The following is a 25,533-nucleotide window of genomic DNA, read 5'->3' on the forward strand; positions in this document are numbered from 1 at the left end:
AATTCTCAAGCGTTTTTTTATGTTTGATAACTTATTTCGTTTTAGTCTTTGCCAACTCCAGACAGTAGGTTTTCACATGACAATGAGGACAAGTCAGCCTACGAGTCCTTGGGGTATGTCCGGCAATGGCAAATTCTTTAAAACTTGGATCAAAGGTCCTATGACAATTAGGACAGAGGTATTCAAACTGCTTTCTATAGTGAAACACCACTAAATTAAATACTAAAATATAAGCAGGACAGACAATAAAGATACCTCTGGGATCCTTAAAATAATAAATGACAACCAGTAGGCTCATCAGATAAAGAATGAAGATTAGAACGCCACTCCCATACATTCTCAACTGCAAGCGACGCCATGATTTTTGATTTTCCATAAGACGTGAAATGTCTGACAAATCTTCCAGCGAAAGTTGATGTCGTTTAGCAGTTGCTTTTTGCAAGTGACGGGCACGTTTTAGTTTGACCTCTATTTCCTTCGAAGACTTTTCCAAACTCTCGATTTGGTCTGTCAACAACAGTTCTAAAACCTGTTCCCTATTCTCCTCTTGCAAGAGTTTCTTGATTTGTTTGATTGAGAAGTCCAAATCTCTTAAGAAACAAATGACTTGTAGGCGTTCCAAGTCTGATTCGTGATAGATTCTCCGACCACCTTCTGTGACTTCAGACGGCGTCAAGATACCTCGTTGATCATAGTACTGGACAGTCCTAACAGACACTTCTGCTGCCTTAGCCAACTCTCCTGTTGAAAACTGCGACATCTCAGTCACCTCCTTTTAAGATTTTCTATCAAAGGAGGACCTTGGCCACCCTTGATACCTAGATTCTATCTTATAACGCAAGGTAATATGCAAGCCCTAACCCTAGAGGATTTTCTTTTCTTACAGAAAAAGTTAGCTATCACTCTTTACACCCTTTACAGCTTCTGTAAAGCCCTAGTCGAAAAGGCCACCCAAACCTAAGGCAGCAAAAGGATTGTTACTGACTTCTTCCTGTTGCTCCAGAAGCTTGGCATTTTCATCTAATTCGAGAAACTTCTCGTAAATCTGAGCAGTCATCCGAGCATCCTCCAAGCTGTTGTGACCATGTCCCTTAATTCCAAAGAAATCTGCCACACTAGTCAACTTAAGATTGACAATACCATTCAAATCAGAAGCACGACGGTCAAAGGCCTCATCAAAAACATCTAAAGCATATTGCTCTTCCAAGTCCAAACCATTTTCCAACAAAATGGGCAAGTCCGACTTAAGGGCATTGTAGCCGATAAGTGGAGTGTCTCCAACAAATGATTTAAAATCCGCCAGGACGGACTCTAGCTTTGGTGCCTTGGCAATCTTATCCGCTGTAATTCCCGTCAAACCATTAATAAAGGACTGCAAAGGAACATCCGAATAGACAAAAGAGTCAAACTGATCCACTTCCTCATGCTGGTCCATCTTAACGGCCGATACTTGGATAATATGGCTAACCCCGTCCACTGTGTTGAACTCCAAATCAAAGGCAATATAAGTTTCTAAATTTTCCATTTTATCTCCTATAATAGTTAAAGCTGAGACTGAGTCCCAGCTTCTTTTTTATTTTCCAAATAGACGTCCAAAGAAACCTTTTTTAGAAGCTTCTTCTTGTTTGGTCTGGATTTCTTCCACTTGAGCCTTGGCTTCGTCAACCTCAACCTTAGCCTCATCGAGTTCCAGTTTAAGCTCTTCCTTGTCCTTCATAGCAGTCAAGGTCAATTGTTGCTGTTGATCGATTTGCTTGTCCTTTTCAGCGATTTGAACGTCTTTGACACGCAATTGATCATCCATGTTAGACAACTGCTCATCCTTAGCCTTCAACTGAGCATAAAGACGGGCAATCTCAGAGTTTTTCTCGTCTACAAGAATCTCTAACAACTCACGTTGCTTTGTTTCTTCATCGATTGGCTCATCGTCAAAGATGGTTTTCTTGTAGATTTCCTCCAACTTAATCAAGCCACTGCGTTTAACGACAGTAACCCCTTTAGCATTTTTTTCTAGATCTTCTTCTGGAAGTTGTTTGACACGATTATTGACCGCTTGACGACTAACGCCAAGGATTTCAGCAATCTCGCTGACTGTCTTTTCAATACTCATAATAGCCTCATTTTCTCTTGAAATGTCTTACTATGAGAATATCACAATCACTCCTTTCTGTCAATTTGACTAGTTATTCTGGATATCTGAAGGACTCTTTTTAAGTCACTTTTTCCTTTCACTCTTCAAACAATTTACTTGATAGGAAGCTGAGCTTTTGGTAAACTATGTGTGGGTATAAATGTATATAGAAGGAAAGTCTTTGACTTAAACAATCGGTACTTCCAAATTGGCTTTGGTCGCTATCAGATCTGTTATATCTAGGAATGGTGGGAACAATTCCACAAGGTTTGGGATTTTCATTCTTGCTCCAATTATTGGTGGCATTCGAGCAACCTTGGTTGCAAAACTGCTTGATATTGAAGCATAAATCACATTATCTTCAACGGTTTGACTGTTGGAGTTTTTTTATTGTCACTTTACTCGCTCACTAAAGCTTCATATTGCCATCCAAGATTGAAAAAAGCCCTAAATTATGCCATAATAAACAAAAGCAAAATAGAAAGAATGAGTCCTATGAAAAACTTCCGTGATGATATTAAGGTCAATGATTTGGCCCAGCCCTTCTTAGAGGCAATCGTTGAACAAATGACCACTGTATTCGACCCTGAGATTGAGCTAGATATTTACAACCTTGGTTTGATTTATGAAATCACCGTCGATGAAAATGGCCACTGCTACTTCCTTATGACCTTTACTGATACTGGTTGTGGCTGTGAAGAGACTATGCCTTATGAAATCGCTGAAAAGCTAAAAGCCATTGACGGCATTAACTCCGTCAAGGTGGAAACCACTTATTCACCAGTCTGGAAGATGACACGCATCAGTCGTTATGGACGCATTGCTCTTGGTATCTCACCTCGAGGCGGAAAATAAAAGGAAAACCGATTGGACATCTCCAATCGGTTTTTTATCAGGCTAACAGCAGATAGACGATCACTTGTCATGATACTATAATCAACCGTCTTAGGATTTAACACAAAAAAATCACATCGAACAAATGTCCGGTGTGATTTCTTTTATGTTAGCAAATTAGGCTTTACCTGATTTATCCATGTTCCAGAAGTCGGTAACGGCACCACGAGATGCTGAAGAAACGATGTGAGCATACTTACCGAGGACACCACGGCTATAAAGTGGTGGCAACTCAGTTTCAGCTTTACGTTTCGCCAACTCTTCGTCTGAAACGTGCATAGTAATTTCTTTAGTATCTTGGTCAACTGTAACCATATCACCTGTACGGAGGTAGGCAATAGGTCCACCAACCTGAGCTTCAGGAGCAATGTGACCAACAACGAGTCCGTAAGTACCACCTGAGAAACGTCCATCTGTCAAGAGGGCAACCTTGTCCCCTTGACCTTTACCAACGATCATTGATGACAATGACAACATTTCTGGCATACCAGGACCACCCTTAGGACCTACAAAACGTACAACAACTACGTCGCCATCAACGATTTCATCAGAAAGAACGGCTTCGATGGCATCTTCTTCTGAGTCAAATACTTTAGCAGGACCAGTAATGTTACGAACTTTAACCCCTGATACTTTGGCAACCGCACCTTCTGGAGCCAAGTTACCTTTCAAGATAATCAATGGACCATCAGCACGTTTAGGATTTTCAAGCGGCATGATGACTTTTTGACCTGGTGTCAAATCATCGAAGGCCTCCAAGTTTTCTGCAACGGTCTTACCAGTACATGTGATACGATCACCATGAAGGAAACCATTCTTAAGAAGGTATTTCATAACGGCTGGCACACCACCGACGTTGTAAAGGTCTTGGAAGACATATTGACCTGATGGTTTCAAGTCAGCCAAGTGAGGCACACGCTCTTGGAAATCGTTAAAATCTTCAAGTGTCAAATCAACGTTAGCTGCGTGAGCAATAGCGAGCAAGTGAAGTGTCGCATTGGTTGAACCACCAAGTGCCATTGTGACAGTGATGGCATCTTCAAAGGCTTCACGTGTCAAGATGTCTGATGGCTTAAGACCTAGTTCAAGCATCCTAACAACCGCACGACCTGCTTCTTCGATATCTGCTTTTTTCTCAGCCGATTCTGCAGGGTGAGATGATGATCCTGGAAGACTCATACCCATTACTTCGATTGCTGTCGCCATTGTGTTGGCAGTATACATACCACCACAACCACCAGGGCCAGGGCAGGCATTACATTCAAGTTCTTTAACCTCTTCGGCAGTCATATCACCGTGGTTCCATTTACCGATACCTTCGAAAACAGAAACCAAGTCGATATCCTTACCGTTAAGATTACCTGGCGCAATGGTACCACCATAGGCAAAAATCGCTGGGATATCCATGTTAGCAATGGCAATCATAGAACCAGGCATATTCTTATCACAACCACCAATAGCAACAAAGGCATCGACATTGTGACCACCCATAGCTGCTTCGATTGAGTCGGCAATGATATCACGAGATGTCAATGAGAAACGCATCCCTGGTGTCCCCATGGCAATACCATCAGCAACGGTAATCGTACCAAATTGAACTGGCCAAGCACCCGCGTCTTTAACACCTTCTTTGGCAATTTGACCAAAACCGTGCAAGTGGATATTACATGGTGTGTTCTCAGCCCAAGTTGAGATAACCCCAACAATAGGCTTTTCAAAACTATCATCCGTCATCCCAGTCGCACGAAGCATGGCACGGTTAGGTGATTTAACCATGCTATCGTAAACAGATGAACGGTGTTTCATGTTATTTTCAGACACGATATTTTCCTCCATAGTTAATAACTATTCTAATTTAAACTTCTACTCCTATTCTAACATAAATTGTCTAAAAAAACTGACCATTTACCAACTATTCTCCCTTTTTAAATTATGCTAAAATAAAGGCATGAAACATTTTGATACTATCGTTATTGGTGGGGGGCCTGCTGGCATGATGGCGACCATTGCCTCAGCCTTCTATGGCCAACAAACTCTCCTAATTGAAAAAAATAAACGTCTCGGAAAGAAGCTGGCTGGTACTGGTGGTGGACGTTGTAATGTTACTAACAACGGGACTTTAGACGATCTTCTAGCAGGCATTCCTGGTAATGGACGTTTCCTCTATAGCGTCTTTTCACAATTTGATAACCACGATATCATTGCTTTTTTCGAGGACAATGGTGTCAAACTCAAGGTTGAGGATCACGGACGTGTTTTCCCTAAGACAGATAAATCACGGACCATCATCCAAGCTCTGGAAAATAAAATTCAAGAACTAGGTGCTAGTATCCTTACCAATACAGAAGTTGTCTCCGTCAAAAAGGTTGATGAGCCATTCCAAGTTAAGTCTTCAGACCAGACTTTTACCAGTGATAAACTCATCATTACAACTGGAGGAAAATCTTACCCATCGACTGGTTCAACTGGTTTTGGACATGATATTGCCCGCCATTTTAAGCTCCATGTCACTAATCTTGAAGCTGCGGAAAGTCCACTCCTAACGGACTTTCCCCACAAGGCTTTACAGGGAATTTCTCTTGACGATGTCACTCTGTCCTATGGCAAACACAAGATTACCCACGACCTTCTTTTCACCCATTTTGGCCTATCTGGACCAGCTGCCCTACGTCTTTCCAGCTTTGTCAAGGGTGGTGAGATTGCTCATCTTGACTTTCTTCCCAACCAAAGCCAAGAGAATCTCAAGACTTACTTTGAGGAAAACCGTGAGAAATCTGTCAAAAACACCCTCAAAGCTCTTGTGCCTGAGCGAGTCGCTGAATTCCTAGCAGAAGACAAGGCTGATAACAAGGTTAAACAACTGCACCCCAAAGACTTGGAAAACATTATCAGTCAGCTTAAGGATATGGAAATCCCAATCACAGGTAAAATGTCACTTGCCAAATCCTTTGTGACTAAAGGTGGCGTTGACCTTAAGGAAATTAATCCCAAGACCCTAGAAAGTAAAAAAGTCCCTCACCTACACTTTGCAGGAGAGGTCCTTGACATCAATGCCCATACTGGTGGCTTTAACATTACTAGCGCCCTCTGTACCGGTTGGGTAGCAGGGATTCAGAGCCCTTGGGACTAAGGATTGAGTCCTCCTATCATAAAAAAGCTGTTAAAACCATCTTCTTTTTAATTACTATACCTAAAAAGTGTCCCTTCTAAAACGGAAGGGACACTTTGTCTATTTCTCAAAGGAGAGGAGGGGATTCGAACCCCCGAGCCCCGTTAAGGACTACACGCTTTCCAAGCGTGCGCACTCGGCCTCTATGCGACCTCTCCACATCAAACGATTAACCATCAATAGCCTAATCGTTATTTTTAATCAAGTTTTCAATAATTAATCTTTAAACTGAGCCTCTACTCGGTAGATGACCTGACCTTTTTCTGAGAACTTACGCTCGTACTCAGTCATGACGTTGCCCTCATAATCACTTGCATGAAGGTCCAGCCAAACTTTGTTGAGAACCATTCCATACTGTGAAAAGCTCGCCAAACTGTATTCGAAAAGTCCACGATTGTCTGTCTTAAAGTGAATCTCTCCGTTTTTAGGCAGAATTTGCTTATAAGTATCTAGGAAAGTCTTGTAAGTTAGACGACGTTTCTCATGACGGCTCTTAGGCCATGGATCTGAGAAATTCAGATACATCATATCCACTTCGCCGTCTTCGAAATAATTGGTCAAGGAAGATCCATCCACACGCAAGAGTTTGACATTTTCAGCACCAGAAGCCAAGACCTTATCCAAGGCGTAACTCAAAACAGACAACTGAATATCAATACCAATGTAGTTGATGTCAGGGTTTTGTTGGGCCATACCAGTAATGAAGGCCCCTTTACCAGATCCTACCTCGATATGGATAGGATTATCATTACCAAAAAGCTCACGCCACTTACCTTTAGCAGCTTCCGGCTCAAGAATAACGTACTGAGGATGGTTAGCTAGGTGTTCCTCTGCACCTTTACGTTTTCTAACTCGCATGTCTACTTTCTAATATCTGTGCAAGGTCTCTCTGAATTTACGAAGTTCATAAATCTCTCGGTTGGCATGTTCCATATCACGACTATCAAAGAATTTTGAAATCTGTGTCAAGTATGAAAATTGCCCATACCAGTAAATCTTGTCCATCACAAGGTCATTATTCTTATAACCATAGTATGACAACCACTGGGGCCAATGTGCCAATGGAATGTAATGGCTGAGGATCTGTGCCACATCATACATACGATCTGTTAGACGTACAGAATCCCAATCAACCAAATAAATCAATCCTGAGGTTGTGATGACAAAGTTACTATGACGAGCATCTCCGTGAACAATTGTTGCAATCTCCGCACGAAACTCAGGAAGATGGCGTTTCAAATCTCTAACAACGTCTTGAAGGAAGCCATTTTCACGCAATTGATAAGCGGCATTTTCTTCCCACTCGTGTAGAAGATCAAAAGGATTTTCAATATGATAATCCAACTGCAAGAGTTGATTAACCAAGTGTTTAGAGCGGTGCAAATTACCAAGAATTTGGATAATCTGTTTACTGTTCATGTCATGTTTGGTCAAAATACGACCATCAAGCCACTCCTGTGCACTCATCATGTCACCATTTCCCAGACGCTTAGCCCACAAGAGCTGTGGTGCAATCTGTTCCTTGGCAAGAGCTGCCAAGATTGGTGTTGTATTCATCTTCACAAAGACGCGATCTCCGTTTGGGTAAGTTCCCATATAGGCCTTACCACTATTTCCTTTGAGAGGAGTCAGGCTCAAATCTTTATCTGTTGATGTCACCTAGGCATCTCCTTTTTCTTTAGTCATTCGTTTCTATTTTAACTTATTTAATAGGTGTTAGTCAATCATCTTCTTAAGCTTGGCTGGTAGGTAAACAAGGCTCAAAACTAGCATAATTCCAACCAAGATCAGGTTAAATTTAAGATCGAAGAGGCAAATAGCCTGGACCAGAGTCAGCACAAGTACAATCTGGCTAATCAAGCGCTTAAGATTGATTACCTGCATGTCTTTTCCAACTGGCATAAGGTTAGCCATTCTCTGATAAGCAAAGTGCGATTTAAGGGACGTGAGCTGGAAGAGCAAGAGGTAGTCAAAAACAACCACAAGCACCATAGCCAACCATTTTTCAGGAACCAAAAAGATAACTAAAAGCGTTAGGGCAAACAGGCGTAAGCTAAGGGCAAAGTAATCTCCAGAACGCAAGAAGGCTCTTAGGTAAAGATTGTACCAGGTATGTTCCTTGTCTTTCTTTGTACGTTTGAGAATAGCATCCAAATAAGAACGGCGTTTTACACTTGACGTAATCCCCTTAACATTGGTAAAGAGTGAAAAGAACTTCAGAATCGATTGTTGACGCTTATTTTCCGCTGCAATAGCCTCAGTCCAATTCAGGCCAGACTGCTTATAAAAAGGTTGAGCCTTTTTCTGGAAAATAAAGTACTTAAGAATAGCCATAGCCACAGCTACAAGGATAACTCCCCAGACTGGAAGTCCCAAGGCTAAAAAGAGAGGAATAACCAAAATGAAAATCAGGCTTTGTACGATTACCCAAAATCTAAAAGCACGCCCCGTTGCCTTCTTAACATGGTCAAGCACCTCTTCTTCCTTCACCAAAAGGTAATGTTTATCAGCTGGCTCTAAATAAGTCGCAATATTCCCCCAGAAAGGTAATAAAAGACAAAGCACAAGCAAGCCAAGAATGATTCCCCACGGATTCTTTGGAAAATGTCGAAGCAACTGGCTATACTGAACCAATACAAAACCTAGCAGAAAGAGAAGAACCAAGATAAAATGATCATTAAAAACGTAGCGACTATACTTAGCACAGCGGGCATTGAATCGCTTGCTACGCTCCTTAAATAGCTTAGCTATCATGACAATTCTCCCTTAGTTAACTGCATGTAGATATCGTTAAGACTAGCACTATCGTCGCCAAAAGTCTGACGGAGCTCCTCGAGAGTCCCCTGTGCTAAGACTTGACCGTGATGCAAGATCACAAAGCGATCACACATCTTCTCAGCTGAATCCAAAACGTGGGTAGACATGAGAATCGCCTTGCCCTTAGCTTTTTCCTCAGCTAAAAGCTCAATTAGGTCGGAGATTGCCAAGGGATCCAAACCCAAGAAGGGTTCATCAACAATGAAAAGACTGGGGTTAACAATAAAGGCACAGATAATCATAACCTTCTGCTTCATTCCCTTTGAAAACTGAGTCGGGAACCAATCTAACTTTTCATCTAAGCGAAAGAGTTTGAGGTACTTGTCCGCACGTGCCATCCCCTCAGTCACATCAAGACCATAGGCCATCAACACCGTTTCCAAATGTTCACGAAGCGTCAACTCTTCATAGAGACTTGGCGTTTCAGGAATATAGCCAATCTTCTGACGATAGCTAGCTGAATCTTGTTGAATAGTTAACCCATCAATGGCAATCTGTCCCCCATAAGGTGTTAAGAGACCAATAATCTCGTTAATTGTTGTTGATTTCCCAGCACCATTAAGACCAATGAGACCAACTAATTCACCATCAGCCACCTCAAAAGTCACATCTTTTAGGACGGGAATATTAGCGTAACCACCCGTCACCTTTTCTAATTTAAGCATTATCTTTTCTCTCTTTGGTATGATATAATCTATTATAACAAAAACTCATGGAAAGGTCGTTATTATGGATAATTGTATTTTCTGTAAAATTATATCTGGAGAAATCCCTTCATCAAAAGTCTACGAGGACGACAAGGTTCTAGCCTTCCTCGATATTTCACAAGCTACAAAAGGACATACCTTGGTTATTCCTAAAGAGCACGTTCGTAACATCTTAGAAATGTCTGCTGAGACCGCTGAGACTGTCTTTAGCCGTGTTCCAAAAATTGCTCGTGCCGTGCAAAAAGCAACTGGAGCAATCGGCATGAATATCCTTAATAACAACGAAGAAGTTGCTGGACAAACCGTCTTCCACGCTCATATTCATCTCGTTCCTCGTTACGGTGCAGACGATGGTATCCACATGGGATTTGACGAACACGAACCAGACTTCGTTGCCCTGGCCGACCTTGCTGACAGCATCGCTAAAGAGGTAACAGAATGAAAATCGGACGCTTTCTAGCTCTTGGAGCTCTTGCCTACGGTGCCTACTACGCCTATAAACGACGTGAAGACATCAAAGAGGAAATCCTAGACCTCAACCAATCACGAGAAAATATCTCTCACGATCTGGACAATATCAAACGCAACCTTGACATCATCAAGGAACAAAACCTTGTTCTTGCTGACATCAAACAAGACCTCAACTATAAAACACGCGTCTTCAAAAAAGACCTCGAACCCCGACTCAACATCATCCAAGAACGCTTGCAAAAGTATCAAGGTGATGATAAAGAATAAAGGTAAGTAGCATCGGCTACTTACCTTTTTTATCAATGATGAAAACTTATAAAAAGTTTATGGATAGTGTAATAGTCACTCAATGTTCTTTTTTTCACAACAGAAAGTACCATTCAATAATAAAAGGCACCACTAATCAGATTAAAGAGAACACTACTAAACCTATTTTCATATAATTACTATTTCTTTTTTAAAGCATTAATAATAGAACGTGTTGCTGATTTCGTTAAGCCTTGATTTTTAGGATGTGTCCTTAAATAGGAATGGACTTTGGTACCAGTATCTGAACGTGTGTAACCATTTGTATTAACAATCTTATTACTTAACAGTTTATCCAATAAATCCATTCTGCATCTCCTCACAATTAGTAATTAAAATTTATACTAAATGAATTCATTGTATCATAGTTACCATTCTGTATATTAGCAGTCCACCCAATATTTTCACCGCTCTTCATTTTATGCTTATAGTAGTTTGCTTTTTTTGCTTTTTCGTCTGATTCCTCAACTTTCTGTCCTGGATTAACTGCAACAAATTCTGATATAGATACTGACTGCTCTCCTTTCGGATCGATACTAGATTGTGACGAACTAAATGGTGTTGCTTCAATACTATTGTTAATTACAAAAGTTGATTTTATATTAATTTCTTTATCCGTTAAGTTATCAATAATAATATTTCCACCAGTTCTTGTTATTTTAATATTTTTATCACTATATAGTTCTTCCGTTTTTGCTACTGTTTTTTTTCGAACCCATAATACTTGGTCCTACTTTTGACCTATTATTGCCATTAGTAGAATTTTCATTCGAAGAATCTCTCATAGCCAAAAAAATTATTAACAATGTAAATATAAATCCAAAAACTGCAAATACATAGACGCTAACATTAAAAATTTACTTTAACATATCTTTTCCTTACCTTTATTTTTGAGTTTCAATTGTCACTTTTGCCTCGTGGTCCAAAGATTTAATCATTGTAGAGTAGTACTTCTCGGCTGACTCCTTTAATAATTTTTTATTGTCCTTTATAAAACCTTGTTGTTCCTTATTTGAAAAACCTTCTGCAACAGCCTCACCAGTATCTATGTCTTTAGTCGAATAACTAAGAATCCCTCCACTAGTATCGTAGAGTGTATAAGGTTTGTCTTTATCTAATTCAACACCAATAACTTCAAATTTGGGTAATGTAACTTGATAATTATGATTACCATTATCTTTAATGGTTACATCATTCTTAATACCGAATTTTGCCGTATAATTTAGAATAATGAGTGCTTTCTTTTCTGAACCAGGTATTACAAAGTTACTACCAAATAACTTTGTATTATTTTCTATTGACTTAACTTTTTGAATAGATGCATTGAGTAAAACTAACTCACTGACCTTTTCCAAAGATTTTACATTTACTATGATTTCTGTCTTTGGTTTTTGATTACCAGATGACTCACTCCCTTTATATACGCTAAGAAAAATGAATCCTACGACAATCACTAATAAAATCGCTAAAATACCATATATTATCTTTTTCATACTTTTTCCCTATTAACTCATTTCTTCAAAAACAACTGGATTAACAATCCTGCAATCACAATACCAGCTGCAATTAGAGGGTTCAACATTGCTATTCCTACAAGAAGTAGAATAGCCAAAATCCATAAAACTACTTTTAACATTATTTCTCCTTATCAAATAACAAAAGATTGTAATATTAAACCCAAGAAATCACTAACTAAAATTTAATTTTACACAAAAATTATATAGCGATATGAATGCGTTGTCAACGCTTTCTTGAAAATAGAATATATTTTTAACTATTTATCATATTATCATAATTTAAACAATTTTATCTCATTTTATATTTAAGAATAACTATAAAAGTCACAGCTATACACAAAACAAGACTTTCCGCAGTGCTAAAAGTGAGAGAAGCCCTATTGCTTCTCTCACTCGGAAGATTTGAGACCTACGCTCAAATCTTAGGAATGGAATTCCGTTAGGAAGTCGCTTCCGTCCGTAGCACCCAAGGAAAGTCTAAAAAATTTATAAAGTCAAAACCACCCGTGAGAACGGGTGGCTTGCTCTTCGGCTGAAAGCCTCTGCTACCGGCCGAGGCCTAAAGGCCTACCGAATGGTTTCCCTTCAGCACCACCTTTGCTAGCTAACCCGTCTAGCGGGTCTCTTTAAGATTACTTTCTCTTATTCTTCTCACCTGTAAACGGATCATACTCCTCAAATAGACTTAGCTGATCTGCTATCACGTCTTCTTGTAATTGATTACGAATATATTCTTCAATTCGCTTCTGATTTCGTCCAACCGTATCAACATAAAACCCTCGACACCAAAATTTGCGATTCCCATATTTATACTTTAAATTAGCGTGTCGATCAAATATCATTAAGCTACTTTTGCCCTTTAAATATCCCATAAATGAGGAAATACTTAGTTTCGGTGGTATACTCACCAACATGTGAATATGATCTGGGCAAGCTTCTGCTTCATGAATTTCAACACCTTTTCTTTCGCATAATAATCGTAAGATTTGACCAATACTTGCTTTGTATTTCCCATAAATTATCTGACGTCGATATTTGGGTGCGAACACAATATGATACTTACAATTCCATGTAGTATGTGCTAAACTATTATTATCCTGTCTCATCAGGGGTCCTCCTTTTGTATATTAGTTAGTGGTCGGGAAACCTTATCTAATATAACACTTTAGGGGGACTTTTTTGATACATCGCTAAAAGCTTTTCGGAACCACTAGCACAGCTAGTGGTTTTCGTAAAACAAAGAAAAGCAGAGACGTCTAACATCTCTGCTTCATAATAGGATTAGGAGGTTTTATGCTTCTTATTCAGCATCTTTTTCTTTGATAACCAAGACACCATCTTCCATATCAGCTTCTAAGTGTTTAGCATCAAGGTTATCCAAGTGGAAGTCTGTGACTTTATCACGGATTTGTTGTTCAACCACACGACGGAGTGGACGAACACCCATGACTTCATCGTAGCCTTCTTCAGTCATGTATTCTTTAGCAGCTTCGCTAACTGCCAAGTCAATGTCTTTCTTAGAAAGAGTCTTGTTAACTTCAACCAACATAAGATCTACAATCTTAGAAAGATCTTCTTTGCTCAAGTGTGAGAATTCGATGACAGCATTGAAACGGTTAAGGAATTCTGGACGGAAGTAAGGTTTCAAACGATCCATAAGTTCTGGTTTATCAGCATCTTCTGTCAAGTTAGCTTCGTAACCAAAGCCTGCGTTTGAAGTTGCGATAATCACAGTATTCTTGAAGTTTACAGTGTTACCTTGACCATCTGTCAAACGACCATCGTCCAAAACTTGGAGGAGAAGGGTGATGACTTGAGGGTCAGCCTTTTCAATTTCGTCGAGAAGAACGATTGAGTATGGGTTACGGCGAACACGTTCTGTCAAAGTATTGCTATTGTCATCATAACCAACATAACCAGCTGTTGTACCAATCAATTTAGAAACGGCTGTGCGGTCGCTGTATTCTGACATGTCCAAACGGATAATGGCATCTTTAGTACCGAACATATCAAGAGCCAATTGTTTAGCCAACTCAGTTTTACCAACACCAGTAGGTCCTACAAAGAGGAAGCTACCGATTGGACGGTTACCTTCGTCAAATCCTGCACGGTTACGACGGATGGCACGTGCCACTGCTTCAACGGCTTTATCTTGACCGATAACTTTAGTTTGCAAACGGTGACCCATATCTTTCAAACGTTCGATATCAGTTGCACCCATTTGTGACACTGGAATACCAGTCATACGTTCTACAGACTCAGCCACATCGTTAACAGTTGCAGTGACTTTAAGGTCTGCTGTATGGTTAGCAATTTTCTTTTCAAGTTCTTCAATACGAACCTTAGCGTTTAGAGCTGCTTCGTAGTCTTCTTTGGCAGCTGCAGCTTCTTGTTTAGCTTTTTCTTCTTCAATTTCATGTTCAACAGCATTCACATCAGTCACTGGGTGTTGAGCAGCCAAGTGAGCAGCTGTTACATCGACAAGGTCGATAGCCTTATCTGGCAAGCTACGTTGTGGAATGTATTGTACAGAGAAATCAACCGCTGCTTTCAAGACGTCATCTGGCAAGATAACATTGTGGTGTTTTTCATAAAGATCACGAATACCTTGGAGAATCTTGAAAGTATCTTCAGCAGAAGGAGCATTAACCTTAACTTCGTTGAAACGACGCGCAAGAGCAGCGTTCTTCAAGATAGTGTTACGGTATTCGTCCTGAGTTGTTGCACCAATCACTGTCAATTCACCACGTGAAAGAGCAGGTTTCAAGATATCAGCAAGACCTTTAGAGCCTTGGCCATCGCCAGTGCTTCCGGCACCAAGAATTTGGTGGATTTCATCGAAGAAGAGGATAATATTTCCAGCTTCTTTGACTTCATTTACCAAGTTTTGAATATTTTCTTCAAAGCTACCACGGTATTGCGTACCAGCTTCAAGTCCAGAAATATCGATTGAGATGATCTCTTTGTTCTTGATAGCAGCTGGGACATCACCGTTAACGATAGCTTGAGCCAAACCTTCAACTACAGCTGTTTTACCAACACCAGCGTCCCCGACAAGGACTGGGTTATTCTTAGTACGACGAGCCAAGATTTCGCAAGCTTCTTGGATTTCTTTGTTACGTCCGATAACAGGATCCAATTTACCTTCACGAGCTTCTTCAGTCAAGTTACGACCAAGTTTAGCAATAATACCATCTTGTTTAGGTCCTTTACCTTGATGTTGAGTTGGGTTCACTGCTTCACCTTCATTACCAGGCAATTGACCTGTTTGACGGTAGATAGCAAATTCTTCAGGTGTCACTTCACGACCGTTAATCATGTAGCGACGGTTTTCTGAACGGTAACCACCCATGTTACCCATCAATTGATTGAAAAGATCATCCATATTGTTAAAGTTGTTGTTCATATAATTACCTCGTTTTGTGTTTTCTTGTGAAATTTTTTAAGTGTTATTTTTATGTTAATGTGTTTTTTTGACTTTTACTGACCAAAATCCTAAAAATTTTTAGTAGCTTTAACTACTCTTCTAATAATTTCAGGTTTTGCTCTTGGTAGGAGACTGAGAACTTTCACAGTCTTAAATAAATTGTCATTTAGCATAAGAGCCACCTTCTTTCTGTGAATCTCTCAATATAGCTAACTCCCAAGCCTCTTTCAAAACTATGAAGAGTTTCGACGAAAGAAACTTGTACATTAAGGAATCCTTTTTCCTTATAGTTTTATCATATACCTTTCATTTGATCAGGTCAAGAATTTAGTTTTGACTTTTACTGACCTTTCAGATGAAAATTTTTGCAGACTAGCTGCAATCCTTTTTTATTGGTATATGGGCTATTTACACAGCCTTCATAAGGATTTCATTTCCTTATGTTTATATTGTACAACATTGGTCAGTAATAGTCAATAGTTTTTTTGACTTTTTTTGACCTTTGTTATCATTTTTTTGTAGCCAAGCTATAATTACCTTTTTAGAAGGAACTAACCCACGCTACAAGACTTATAAGGAAGATAAATCCTTATGTGACTATCATACACTATTAGTCAGTAAAGGTCAATAGCTTTATTTGATCTTTTTTGACCTTTTTAAGAATATTTTCCGAAAAGTAAAAAAGCCTACTAGAGGTAGACCTTCTATAAAACTATTTTACTCTAATTGGTATGCGTCCGAAGTTTTGTTGAGAAAGCTCGGGATTACCTAATTGATAAACATTATCCGCTTGTTGTGTAAGCATATCCCAAGGCTCCCTTCCAATCCGAGCCACTATATCCACAGACTTTTTCACAGATTTGAGATGAGCCTGCCCTTTTTGAGAAAATCCAAGCACATGAATAGATTCAGGCAAAGGATTATCCACAGCTCCAACTAGGATATAGGTCAAAATACGACGTACCCGTGCTTTTGTATAGCGTTTAGTCGCCACCTTATCCACTAGTTCCTCCACAGAAGAAACCTCACGAATAGCAGTCTTTAAACGACTGGCAATCTCTTCATTCACCTGGAAAACACTAGTCAAATCGGGATTTGTAAAAATCTGATAAACCAGCAATTGGAAATAATTATCCCAAGAGACCTGTGGAGAAGTCTGAAAAAGTTTGCTATTGGGCATGAACTTATCCACAAAATCACTATCTTGCTTGTGGAGACGAAGACTGGTCGCTGAGGCGTAAGATACTTCCTTGTCTGAGGAATGATAGCCGGCTCCTTGTCTCTGGATAGGATTCAGGTTTATGTCCTTACCAGCACAAGCTTTGGCATAGGCTAATCCTAGGATATGGTTGGGGGTATTGCCAGTAAAGTCCACACCAGCAAACTTTTCCCACATTTTTTGCGTCTTCTGTGGATAAGACAAATCACTCGGCAAACTCTCCACAAAGGCTTCCATTTCCTCAGACTTTTCAGAATAAACATCTGCTATATTCTGATAATCTAGAACTTCTTCCGTGCCAAAGGTAAGGCTATCAATTCCCAGTCGAGATAAGATATCCACGGCTCCAGCAGCAAAATAATCGGCAGACTGGACTGATGTCAGGAAGGGCAACTCAACCACGAGGTCTGCTCCATTTTCCAAAGCCATCTGAGCCCTAGTCCACTTATCCACAATAGCTGGCTCACCTCGCTGGACAAAATTCCCAGACATGGCAACAATTTTTACGCCTTCAGCCTGATCCAAGAGATACTTGTGGCCGTTATGAAAAGGATTGAACTCAGCAATAATACCTGTAACTGTCATTTTATACCCTTTGTCTGTTAAATTGAATCTATTATATTCTGTAGACTCCGTTTTTGAGTGGTTGTTTCCTCAACGAATTTAATTGACCATTCTTTTAAGTAATTGTGTCTACTAAAATACCAGCCATTTACCCACTTATTTATCAAACATTTTTCATCATCTGTCAACATGTTATAATTTTTTCTTTCACCTATCTTCCAATTAGATACTATACTAGCCTCTAATTTTTTTATACTTTCAAAATCACTTATTGACAAAATATTTACGCCTATGTTATCAAATATTAAAAATTGCAAAGTGAAGTAGAAGTAAACTTCATTTGTTAGTGAAAATCCTAATACAGATTTACTTCCTCTGCTGCCTTTGTCACAGATAAAGTATTTAAAACATGTACTAATTCTCTCTGCGATATCTCCCATTCTCCTATACTTTTCATCTATACTTTCTATAATTGGAATACATAAATTTTTGAAAGTTCTTTCTTTCTGTATCGTGAAAAGTGCATTCATAAAAGTTCTGTGGGAACTAATATTATTTCTATCTGCTTCAGACCACTTAACTAATATCTGTCTTTGAAGTTTATCATCTAGTTGATTAATACCTACTGCAGCAAAGTATTCTTGGAAAGAACGATGAGAGAACTTTAAACTAACACCTTCTTGAAGCATCATGCAAGCACTGTGAGTCGCATCATAAACTATATCATTCGTCTTTAATTCAAAGTTATTTTTTAAACAATATTTAGTAATTATATCATCAAGTGTAGTTCTATCGAAATCTACTTTCCCATCAAAGAATGTTTTCAAACCAATGTATGCTAATATATTTCGAAATTCCTCAGGGGTTAATTTTGCTTTTAGTTCTCTTTTGTATCCTGATTTAGATGCATCATGTCTTTGGTACAATGTATAAAAGGCCTGATTGTAAAAATCAGTTAAATTATTTGGAATAGAAGCCCCAGCTTCATAAGTCATTAACATAATCGTTAACAGGAGTGGGATAGAGGCAAAAGATTTATGAGTATCATATAAATGACCATTTAATTCTTTATGAAAACGTTTTTTTACTTTTTCATCATACTTCAGTTTATTGATTAAAGCTAGTGCCTGTACCTTATCCATTTTACTAATTTCATACTCAATAAATTGATTCCATCCTATAAATTCCTCAGACGGTCTTGAAGATAAAACATACCGATTTTCATTGTATAAAGTTACAAACTCTTTAATCTCTCTATCTAACCACGAACGTTTTGACGGATTTACTTCATCTAATCCGTCAAAAATTATTGTATATCTTCCAGCATTTAAAGTCACCTCAAAATATTGCTTTTCTAAATCTAAATGATGGCTTCGAATCTCATGATAAATAAAATCAATTAACCTGTTGTCCAAAAACTCAAAATCATTAAGAGATTTTAACTCAATAAAAATTGGAATTGATGTAGCTTGTTGTATTTGGTCGATAAAAATATGTTTTACAAGCATTGATTTACCAATCCCACCAGTTCCTGTCAAAATAATATTAGACGACTTATTAAAAATCTGCTCAGTATTATCAGTTTCTAGCTTTTCTAAATCAGCGCTATTCAAATAAACATGTTCATAGAAATCATATATAAATTTACCTTCGTTTTTATAAAGCAATGTTTTAACTTTAGAATATTTATCATAAGTAAATTTTAAATAATTCTGATAAACAACACCTAACTCCTCTTCTGTTTTAAACTGTAAGTCCTTATAAATTTGCTTTAACTTTTGATAAATTTTGGGTATATTGGTAATCACTTCTTTTTCAATAATTTCACCAAATGGTACTGGTATACTCATTTTTCCTTACCTCCTAAGCATAAGATTAACAATATTTTATTTACTTCTGTGCCACAAAGAACCAACGTGCACTAGTTTCAGTAGGTTCCTTATCCTCGAAATCGGCGTAAAGCTTGAAGGATTTGAAGCCAGCCTGCTCCAGCAAGATATCATAAGTCAAGACCTCATAGGTACGCTCCTCATGCACCTCATCATGACGGCTAAAGCTCCCATCTTCCTCTTGAACAAAGAAGGTCAATTCATGGACGATAGAATGCGGAGCCGCATCCTCGTAAGTATCCCAAAGCATAGCAAAGTCTTCTGCATTTTCATGATAGGAATAGCCAGGGAAAACCTCATCTGTCTGGTAGGTCGAATGCACATCAAAGATAAAGACACCATCTTCATTAAGTGCATTGTAAACCTCTTTGAAGACGTCCCCAACCTCTACTTCGTCTTGCATATAGCAGATTGAGTCTGAATAACAGGTCACAAAATCATACTTGCCAGCTTGTGATAAATCCAGCATGTTGCCTTCAATAAAATCGATTTTCTGCTTGGCAGAAGACGCACGCTTCTCCGCAATCTTCAACATATCAGCACTCAAATCAAGTCCAGTGACATCAAAACCAGCTTGAGAAAAACGTACCGATTGAATCCCTGTTCCACAAGCCAATTCAAGCAATTTCTTTTTGTCCTTAGTCTTTGGCAAATGACGGAGGGAAAAATCCGTCCACAAATCGTAAAGACTGTCATCCATAACAGCGTCATAGACCGCCGCAAAAGTTTCATAAGTAGCCATAAATCAAGATACAAAGAGCGTCAAAAGCACAGAGAAAATAGGAAAATTTCTGCCGTATCGCCAGTACAAAGAAAGTTTATCTTTATCTCACAGCTTTTAGCTCGTGTTCAGTTGACAAATTAACTAAACACGAGGCCCTATCCTTTCTTTCCATTAGATTTTCAATTAAGCAACAAAACCCAGTTGTCGCCAACTGAGTTCAATTTCTTATGCCAAATAAGCTGACACATCCACCATTGGTGCTTCATGCCAGAGTTTTTCGAGGTTATAGTGTGCACGCTCATCTTCTGTAAAGATGTGAACAACGACGTCGTTAAGATCCAAAAGAATCCAACCACCCTTATTGTCACCTTCCATGTGACTAGCGTCCACACCAGCTTCTTTAACTTTCTCACGAATGTTGTCCGCAATAGCTTCCAACTGACGGCTATTCATGGCACTCAAAATAACAAAGTAATCTGTTAGGCTAGTAAGACCATACAAATCTAGGGCAACGATGTCTTCAGCTCGCTTTTCATCAGCAGCTTTGACAACCAATTCAAGTAATTCTTCTTTAGTCAATGATATTCTCCAGTAATTTGTTATTAATCTTTTAAGTAATGCACAAAAGCATTATAGGTTTCCAAGGTTTGTGGGAAAATCGGTAAGGCCTGATGAGCCAAGTGTTCCACGGTATGAACTGCCTCAAAAGCAACGGCCTTATCCAAGGATTGCTCTGCTACTTGTCTAGCTTCCTCTACCAAAGGGAAATTACGGTTATGCTCAATATAATCAGCCACATAGACAATCTTATCTAGGGTTGACATTTCATGGCTTCCGACGGTATGGATTTCAATACTGCGTAGAATTTCGGGGTCAGTCAATCCCAAATCTTCTTGGATTTTGTAAATCCCAACCATGCCATGCCAGACATTATTCCCCCAATTTTTCAATTCAGGATCAAGCTTATATTTATCAATAAGCCCCAAGAATTCCTGATCTGGAAGTTCCTTGGCATAATCATGAAGCAAACCAGCCAATCCGGCTTTCTCAGTATCATATCCGTACTTTTCAGCAAGAGCAATAGCAGCTCGCTCAACACCCAGAACATGATTGAAGCGTTTAGGGCTCATGACCGCTCGAACTTTTTCAAGAAGTTCTTCACGAGAATAGTCTAGGTATTTTTCATAGGTCATTTATAGAGCCCCGCTTTCTTGATGTAGGCAAGTACAGACTGTGGCACCATAAAGTTAGGTGTGCGATCCTTCTTAATGTAGGCTCTGACTGCACTTGAACTAATATCCATAAGGGGCACATCCACCCAAATAACTGGGTAAGAGGTTCCAGCCTTATACTTAGGACGCTGAACACCAACAAATTGGACCATCTCGATAAGTTCATCAATTCGATGCCACTTAGGTAGGTATTCGACCATATCCGCTCCAATAATAAAGTAATAATCCGTATCAGGATTAGCCTCTGTCAAGAGCTTCATGGTGTCATAGGTATAGCTGATTCCCTTACGTTCCAACTCAATGGTTTCGATGTCCAATCCTTCGATACCGTTAATAGCCAACATAAGCATATTAAGGCGGTGTTTTTCATCAATGGTCTCTTTTTTATCGACATGAGGTGGCTCATATTCAGGCATGAGAAGAACTTCATCGAGGCCCAACTGCTGACGCACCTGATCAGCAACAACCAAGTGGGCATTATGAACAGGATTGAAATTTCCACCTAATATTCCCACTTGCTTACGGCCTGTATCTTTGATTTCTTCCTCTAGTTGAACCTTTGTAAATGGGGTTACGAGATCTAGTGCCATGTACGCCTCCTCTTTTTCAAGCATTATACAACTGTCTTAAGGCTAGCTTTAATGCTTCAAAAGTGTTCCTATACCTTAGTTTGTCCTTCACCAAGCAAAGTCGGCAACTATTTTTGGATTGCTTTGACCTTTGGTGACAACTTACGATTTTCTTTTTTAGCTGATTCTTTATAGAGAATCAAGATACGTCCAATCTTAAGGACTGTATCACAGCCAATTTCTACTTCCAAGATTTCAGCAACCTCATGAATATCTTCCATAGTATTTTGGAGTAGGGTTACTTTAATCAATTCACGGGCATCAAGAGCGTTACGAACGCTAGTTTTGATGTGGTCGTTAAGACCATTTTTCCCGATTTGTACAATAGGTTTAAGGGTGTGTGCTTCCGATTTGAGGAAGGCACGTTGTTTTGATGTTAATGACATGTTTATTCCTTTTAATTTTTTTGCTGTTTTTCTTAGGTGATACGGACGCTAGCAAACCTTCGGTTTCATAGCTAATTTTTGAACCTAGGGTCTCAAAAATTCCGAATCCAAGTCACATTTTATGTTACTTGGACTATCACTGCGAAAAATACATCGTTTGCTCATGACGTAAATCTAGGCAAACCTCATGTTCATTGAAAAGACTCTTTTTATACTTTTAACTACTTAATTAAGTTTAAATAATCGCTTTTCGTACGACAACGCCAACACCTTCTGGTGCCCAAGCAGCAACGATGGTTGGTTGGGCAGCTTTTCCTTGGACACGGATCCATCCTAATCCTGAGAAGACAATGTCTGTCTTATCTTTGACAGTGAACTCGTGACGGACAAGTTTCGGAAAATCGGCAAGATCCTTTGGCCCAGGAGGCATGAGGAGACTTCCAACATGCTTATCATAGAAGGCATCTGCGCCTTCAAGTTTGGTACGATGTAGCTTCAAGTTATTATCAAAGAAGGCTGTAAAACCTTGCTTATTCCCATCAATAAAGTCAAAACGTCCAAGACCGCCTAGGAATAGGCTTTGTCCTGCATTTAACTGGTAAGTTTTTGGCTTAATTTCCTTCTTAGGACTAACATACTTGAGATCCTTCGCTGACAGATAGTGTGCCATCTGGTGTCGGTGAATAATTCCTGGTGTATCAAAAATATAGCTACCGTCATCCAAAGGGATTTCAATCTTATCAAGGGTCGTTCCTGGAAAACGAGAGGTTGTGATAACATCTTTATCACCAGTAATTTCTTTGATAATGGCATTGATTAAGGTTGATTTACCAACATTCGTCACACCAACAACATAGACATCACGACCCTTACGGAGGTTTTCAATACGTTGGATTAGCTCTTTAATGGCGTGGTGATTTTGGGCAGACGTCAACATGACATCCACCGGACGCATCCCTTCTTCGTGGGCACGTTCTGTCAACCATTGGGTTACCTTACCATCTTTAACAGATTTAGGCAGGATATCCTTTTTATTTCCAACCAAGAGCACATCATTACCCGAAACAAAGCGTGATAAGCCTGGTATGATTGATCCATTAAAATCAAAAATATCAACGACATTGACAACGAGGGCATCACTATCACCAACTTCATGAAGCAATTTTAAAAATTCATCATCTGTGATGTGGACGTCCACAATCTCATTGTAATGACGAAGACGGAAACAGCGTTGGCAGTATAACTCACCTGTTTCTTCGGCCTTTTTAATAGAGCTAGCAGGTGTGAAACCTGCTTTTTCTTTATCTTCTGTTTGAATTTGGGCTCCACACCCAATACAAAATAATTCTTCCATTAAATTCCTTTGTTGAAGGTCATTGGACCATATGCTTTTTCAATCTTTTTCCACATGCGACGTTCACGCCAACGGTTAAACTTGGTTACCCAAGCATCTGATTTCACCAAAGGCTTAACCAAAATCGATCGAATTCCAGCTCTGTGGCTAGCTCTGATGTCAGTCATTAGCTGGTCTCCCACCATAACGACCTCGTCTCGGTTAAAGTGGTAACGCTCAATCGCTTCATTAATGCCTTTAGTGAAAGGCTTCATGGCACGACTCACGAAATCCACATGGAAATTGGCAACCGCACGTTCAACACGTTCATATTTATTGTTAGAGACCACAACTACCGGAATATCAGCCTCTGTCATCTCATCCAACCAAGCACGTAGCTCAGGAGTCCCATCAGGGTTGTTCCAAGCAATCAAGGTATTGTCCAAATCGACCAAGACGGCACGAATACCGTGTTCACGTAGCTGGTCAGGTTTCAAATCATAAACAGCCTCCACCATAAAATGGGGCCTATAATCGTCTATAGTCATTTTCTCTCCAAAATGTTAGTTTACCTCTTATTCTACCATATTTTTAAGGTTTATGTGTGAGACTTAAGTCCTATTTTTTAAGAACATCCTTTACAGAACAATAAAGAAAAGAGCCACGATCACTCAGGCTCCAATCTTATCTTTGAATTTTTTCTTGTTTTTTAAGGGCAACTAAATTCTTAAGCGATATGATGATAACAGCAAGAACAATTAAAAACATTCCAACCACATCAATGGCAAAGAAGCGGTCCCCCATAATTAATACGGTCAAAATGACCGACGCTATAGGTTCTACCGAAGCCAAGAGACTCCCTTTGACAGCTCCAACCATGGTTGTCCCCTTAAGGAAAACGGTGTAAGCAAAGACTGTCCCAATGAAGACCAACCCAAAGAGTGCTAGAAGATTTCCACTAGTCAAGGGTAGCTCGTACTTCCAGGCTTGGATAACAATCGGAAAGATTAAACCACCAATCAACAGACCTAAACCAATGACAATCAAACTTCCCCATTTTTCAATAGCCTTAGCAGGCAGTAAGATATAAAGTGCATAGGTCACCGCCGAAAAGAGACCCCAGAACAAGCCCAGAGGTGTAATCGCCAGCTCCCTTATCTGACCATGCGTTGCGATGGTAAAGGTTCCCACAATAGCCATGATAATCGCCACTAGCTCTGCTGCTGTTGGGAACCTACGATATTTTGCACATACAAAAGCCAGGATGATAACTGGGGTGACATACTGCAAGACCGTCGCTGTCCCAGCATTAGTGTATTGAATAGCACTAAGATAGGCGTACTGATTTAGTACCAGACCAAAGAGCGCAAATAAGGCGATACTTACTAAGGTTTTTCTATCTTTAATAGCTTGTACTAATTTGTCTCGCTGCCTAAAAAAGACCGAAGCCGTTAGTAAAATACCAGACAGAAGCAAACGTAAACTCGTCAAAAGATTGACATTAACCCCATGAGCCATCAAGTATTGACCAGAAACCCCTGAGACTCCCCAGGCAATCCCAGCAGTTATGACCATCAGACTACCTTTTAATTGTTTAGACATGTGTTTTCCTCGATTATGATAATGCCTATTTATTATAACACAGGGAGTTGTGAGCCAGGCGATAACTTCAGAAAAATTAAACTGTTTTTCTTGAAGAATTTTCCAGCCACCAACCGACAATCCAGCCAAGGACTAAAAGATAATTCTCAAAAGCTCCAACAGCATTAACAGAGTGATGGTATTGAAGATAGCTAAGGAAATGATTGGTTCCAATACCTAGGCCTCCTAGAATCAAAGCAATCAGAACTGCTCTCAGATAAAACCAATCGTACTTTAGGTTAACGGCAAGGAGGATGACCAGAACCGCCACATTCCAAATACCAATCTCCCTCTGCCATCCAACTAAAATACCGTAACCCGAATGACTTCCCATATAGGTTGGGAAGAATAGCTGAAAAATAATAGCACCAGTCATGGCTAGGATGACAAGGATAAATAGGACTCTTAAGAATTTGTTCATAGGGTTGCTCCTGTTTAAAATATTCTTTATTGAATATCACTAGTATAACAAAAAAG

General features: G+C 39.4%; 28 protein-coding genes and 1 tRNA gene. 4 read left to right on the forward strand and 25 right to left on the reverse strand.

The annotated features are described in order from the left end of the window. Nucleotides 1-31: 31 nt before the first annotated feature. The 3 genes from BSR19_RS08325 to BSR19_RS08335 all read right to left on the reverse strand — a co-directional run bounded on the left by BSR19_RS08325 (nucleotide 32) and on the right by BSR19_RS08335 (nucleotide 2,110). A complete protein-coding gene (locus BSR19_RS08325; RefSeq protein ID WP_156246982.1) occupies nucleotides 32-760 on the reverse strand; it encodes a MerR family transcriptional regulator in 729 nt (242 codons plus the stop codon). A 174-nt stretch (nucleotides 761-934) separates the two neighbouring features. After that, the gene (locus tag BSR19_RS08330; protein WP_156246983.1) at nucleotides 935-1,525 is read right to left on the reverse strand and encodes a 3'-5' exonuclease; all 591 of its coding nucleotides are present in this window, start codon (nucleotides 1,523-1,525) and stop codon (nucleotides 935-937) included. Nucleotides 1,526-1,573: 48 nt separating this feature from the next. Then, entirely contained in the window at nucleotides 1,574-2,110 is a 537-nt protein-coding gene (locus tag BSR19_RS08335) for a DUF536 domain-containing protein (protein ID WP_002884601.1), read from the reverse strand. Nucleotides 2,111-2,626: 516 nt separating this feature from the next. Here BSR19_RS08335 and BSR19_RS08340 point away from each other — a divergent pair. Next, nucleotides 2,627-2,986, forward strand: a complete 360-nt coding sequence (locus BSR19_RS08340) for a metal-sulfur cluster assembly factor (protein WP_022495745.1) — start codon at nucleotides 2,627-2,629, stop codon at nucleotides 2,984-2,986. A gap of 156 nt (nucleotides 2,987-3,142) precedes the next feature. Here BSR19_RS08340 and ilvD read toward each other — a convergent pair whose 3' ends face one another. Beyond that, nucleotides 3,143-4,861: a dihydroxy-acid dehydratase gene (gene ilvD / locus BSR19_RS08345; RefSeq protein WP_171963636.1), complete on the reverse strand. Its 1,719-nt coding sequence runs from the start codon at nucleotides 4,859-4,861 to the stop codon at nucleotides 3,143-3,145. 112 nt (nucleotides 4,862-4,973) lie between these two features. Between ilvD and BSR19_RS08350 the strand changes: the two genes are divergently transcribed. After that, nucleotides 4,974-6,155 (forward strand): BaiN/RdsA family NAD(P)/FAD-dependent oxidoreductase, encoded by a 1,182-nt coding sequence (locus tag BSR19_RS08350; protein ID WP_156246984.1) that lies wholly within the window; start codon nucleotides 4,974-4,976, stop codon nucleotides 6,153-6,155. 110 nt (nucleotides 6,156-6,265) lie between these two features. Here the strand turns inward: BSR19_RS08350 and BSR19_RS08355 are convergent. The 5 genes from BSR19_RS08355 to BSR19_RS08375 form a co-directional block, all read right to left on the reverse strand. Further along, nucleotides 6,266-6,352, reverse strand: a tRNA-Ser gene (locus tag BSR19_RS08355). Between the two features lie 58 nt (nucleotides 6,353-6,410). Beyond that, on the reverse strand, nucleotides 6,411-7,052 hold the full coding sequence (gene trmB, locus BSR19_RS08360) for a tRNA (guanosine(46)-N7)-methyltransferase TrmB (protein WP_002891657.1): 642 nt from the start codon (nucleotides 7,050-7,052) through the stop codon (nucleotides 6,411-6,413). Nucleotides 7,053-7,061: 9 nt separating this feature from the next. Continuing rightward, nucleotides 7,062-7,853, reverse strand: coding sequence for a cell cycle regulator CcrZ (ccrZ, locus tag BSR19_RS08365; protein WP_002884270.1), 792 nt, complete (start codon nucleotides 7,851-7,853; stop codon nucleotides 7,062-7,064). 57 nt (nucleotides 7,854-7,910) lie between these two features. Next, entirely contained in the window at nucleotides 7,911-8,945 is a 1,035-nt protein-coding gene (locus BSR19_RS08370) for an ABC transporter permease (RefSeq protein WP_414820574.1), read from the reverse strand. After that, nucleotides 8,945-9,676 (reverse strand): ABC transporter ATP-binding protein, encoded by a 732-nt coding sequence (locus BSR19_RS08375; RefSeq protein ID WP_048674716.1) that lies wholly within the window; start codon nucleotides 9,674-9,676, stop codon nucleotides 8,945-8,947. Before BSR19_RS08375 ends, BSR19_RS08370 begins: the two co-directional genes overlap by 1 nt. A 64-nt stretch (nucleotides 9,677-9,740) precedes the next feature. Between BSR19_RS08375 and BSR19_RS08380 the strand changes: the two genes are divergently transcribed. Next, on the forward strand, nucleotides 9,741-10,160 hold the full coding sequence (locus BSR19_RS08380) for an HIT family protein (RefSeq protein WP_048790350.1): 420 nt from the start codon (nucleotides 9,741-9,743) through the stop codon (nucleotides 10,158-10,160). Continuing rightward, entirely contained in the window at nucleotides 10,157-10,456 is a 300-nt protein-coding gene (locus BSR19_RS08385; protein WP_037602683.1) for a hypothetical protein, read from the forward strand. Before BSR19_RS08380 ends, BSR19_RS08385 begins: the two co-directional genes overlap by 4 nt. A 179-nt stretch (nucleotides 10,457-10,635) precedes the next feature. On the opposite strand, the gene BSR19_RS11495 is transcribed toward BSR19_RS08385, so the two are convergent. From BSR19_RS11495 to BSR19_RS08455, 16 genes are all read right to left on the reverse strand, one after another. Continuing rightward, nucleotides 10,636-10,803, reverse strand: coding sequence for a hypothetical protein (locus tag BSR19_RS11495; protein ID WP_162837453.1), 168 nt, complete (start codon nucleotides 10,801-10,803; stop codon nucleotides 10,636-10,638). Between the two features lie 576 nt (nucleotides 10,804-11,379). Further along, complete coding sequence (locus BSR19_RS08390; RefSeq protein ID WP_002884297.1) at nucleotides 11,380-11,988, reverse strand: DUF4230 domain-containing protein; 609 nt, start codon at nucleotides 11,986-11,988, stop codon at nucleotides 11,380-11,382. Between the two features lie 17 nt (nucleotides 11,989-12,005). Continuing rightward, nucleotides 12,006-12,131, reverse strand: coding sequence for a hypothetical protein (locus BSR19_RS11820; protein ID WP_002884447.1), 126 nt, complete (start codon nucleotides 12,129-12,131; stop codon nucleotides 12,006-12,008). 513 nt (nucleotides 12,132-12,644) lie between these two features. Then, entirely contained in the window at nucleotides 12,645-13,118 is a 474-nt protein-coding gene (gene tnpA, locus BSR19_RS08395; protein WP_002891962.1) for an IS200/IS605 family transposase, read from the reverse strand. Nucleotides 13,119-13,312: 194 nt separating this feature from the next. Continuing rightward, entirely contained in the window at nucleotides 13,313-15,418 is a 2,106-nt protein-coding gene (locus tag BSR19_RS08400) for an AAA family ATPase (RefSeq protein ID WP_110981263.1), read from the reverse strand. A gap of 733 nt (nucleotides 15,419-16,151) precedes the next feature. Further along, entirely contained in the window at nucleotides 16,152-17,243 is a 1,092-nt protein-coding gene (locus BSR19_RS08405; protein ID WP_060972579.1) for a nucleotidyltransferase, read from the reverse strand. Between the two features lie 17 nt (nucleotides 17,244-17,260). Continuing rightward, complete coding sequence (locus tag BSR19_RS08410; protein ID WP_060972578.1) at nucleotides 17,261-19,072, reverse strand: NACHT domain-containing protein; 1,812 nt, start codon at nucleotides 19,070-19,072, stop codon at nucleotides 17,261-17,263. Nucleotides 19,073-19,112: 40 nt separating this feature from the next. After that, nucleotides 19,113-19,853: a class I SAM-dependent DNA methyltransferase gene (locus tag BSR19_RS08415; protein ID WP_013991077.1), complete on the reverse strand. Its 741-nt coding sequence runs from the start codon at nucleotides 19,851-19,853 to the stop codon at nucleotides 19,113-19,115. 207 nt (nucleotides 19,854-20,060) lie between these two features. After that, nucleotides 20,061-20,414, reverse strand: a complete 354-nt coding sequence (gene rsfS, locus BSR19_RS08420) for a ribosome silencing factor (RefSeq protein ID WP_060972577.1) — start codon at nucleotides 20,412-20,414, stop codon at nucleotides 20,061-20,063. Between the two features lie 23 nt (nucleotides 20,415-20,437). Further along, a complete protein-coding gene (gene yqeK, locus BSR19_RS08425) occupies nucleotides 20,438-21,028 on the reverse strand; it encodes a bis(5'-nucleosyl)-tetraphosphatase (symmetrical) YqeK (protein ID WP_060972576.1) in 591 nt (196 codons plus the stop codon). Then, nucleotides 21,025-21,657: a nicotinate-nucleotide adenylyltransferase gene (locus BSR19_RS08430; protein ID WP_002884372.1), complete on the reverse strand. Its 633-nt coding sequence runs from the start codon at nucleotides 21,655-21,657 to the stop codon at nucleotides 21,025-21,027. The genes yqeK and BSR19_RS08430 overlap by 4 nt, the downstream gene beginning before the upstream one ends. Nucleotides 21,658-21,764: 107 nt before the next feature. After that, a complete protein-coding gene (gene yhbY / locus BSR19_RS08435) occupies nucleotides 21,765-22,082 on the reverse strand; it encodes a ribosome assembly RNA-binding protein YhbY (RefSeq protein WP_156246986.1) in 318 nt (105 codons plus the stop codon). 235 nt (nucleotides 22,083-22,317) lie between these two features. Beyond that, a complete protein-coding gene (gene yqeH, locus BSR19_RS08440; protein ID WP_060972575.1) occupies nucleotides 22,318-23,436 on the reverse strand; it encodes a ribosome biogenesis GTPase YqeH in 1,119 nt (372 codons plus the stop codon). After that, nucleotides 23,436-23,963, reverse strand: coding sequence for a YqeG family HAD IIIA-type phosphatase (locus BSR19_RS08445; protein ID WP_002891674.1), 528 nt, complete (start codon nucleotides 23,961-23,963; stop codon nucleotides 23,436-23,438). The genes yqeH and BSR19_RS08445 overlap by 1 nt, the downstream gene beginning before the upstream one ends. A gap of 136 nt (nucleotides 23,964-24,099) precedes the next feature. After that, on the reverse strand, nucleotides 24,100-25,017 hold the full coding sequence (locus BSR19_RS08450) for a DMT family transporter (protein WP_060972574.1): 918 nt from the start codon (nucleotides 25,015-25,017) through the stop codon (nucleotides 24,100-24,102). Nucleotides 25,018-25,093: 76 nt separating this feature from the next. Next, the gene (locus tag BSR19_RS08455) at nucleotides 25,094-25,477 is read right to left on the reverse strand and encodes a hypothetical protein (RefSeq protein ID WP_156246987.1); all 384 of its coding nucleotides are present in this window, start codon (nucleotides 25,475-25,477) and stop codon (nucleotides 25,094-25,096) included. Between the last annotated feature and the right edge of the window lie 56 nt (nucleotides 25,478-25,533).

Source organism: Streptococcus salivarius (assembly GCF_009738225.1).
Classification (GTDB): Bacteria; Bacillota; Bacilli; order Lactobacillales; family Streptococcaceae; genus Streptococcus.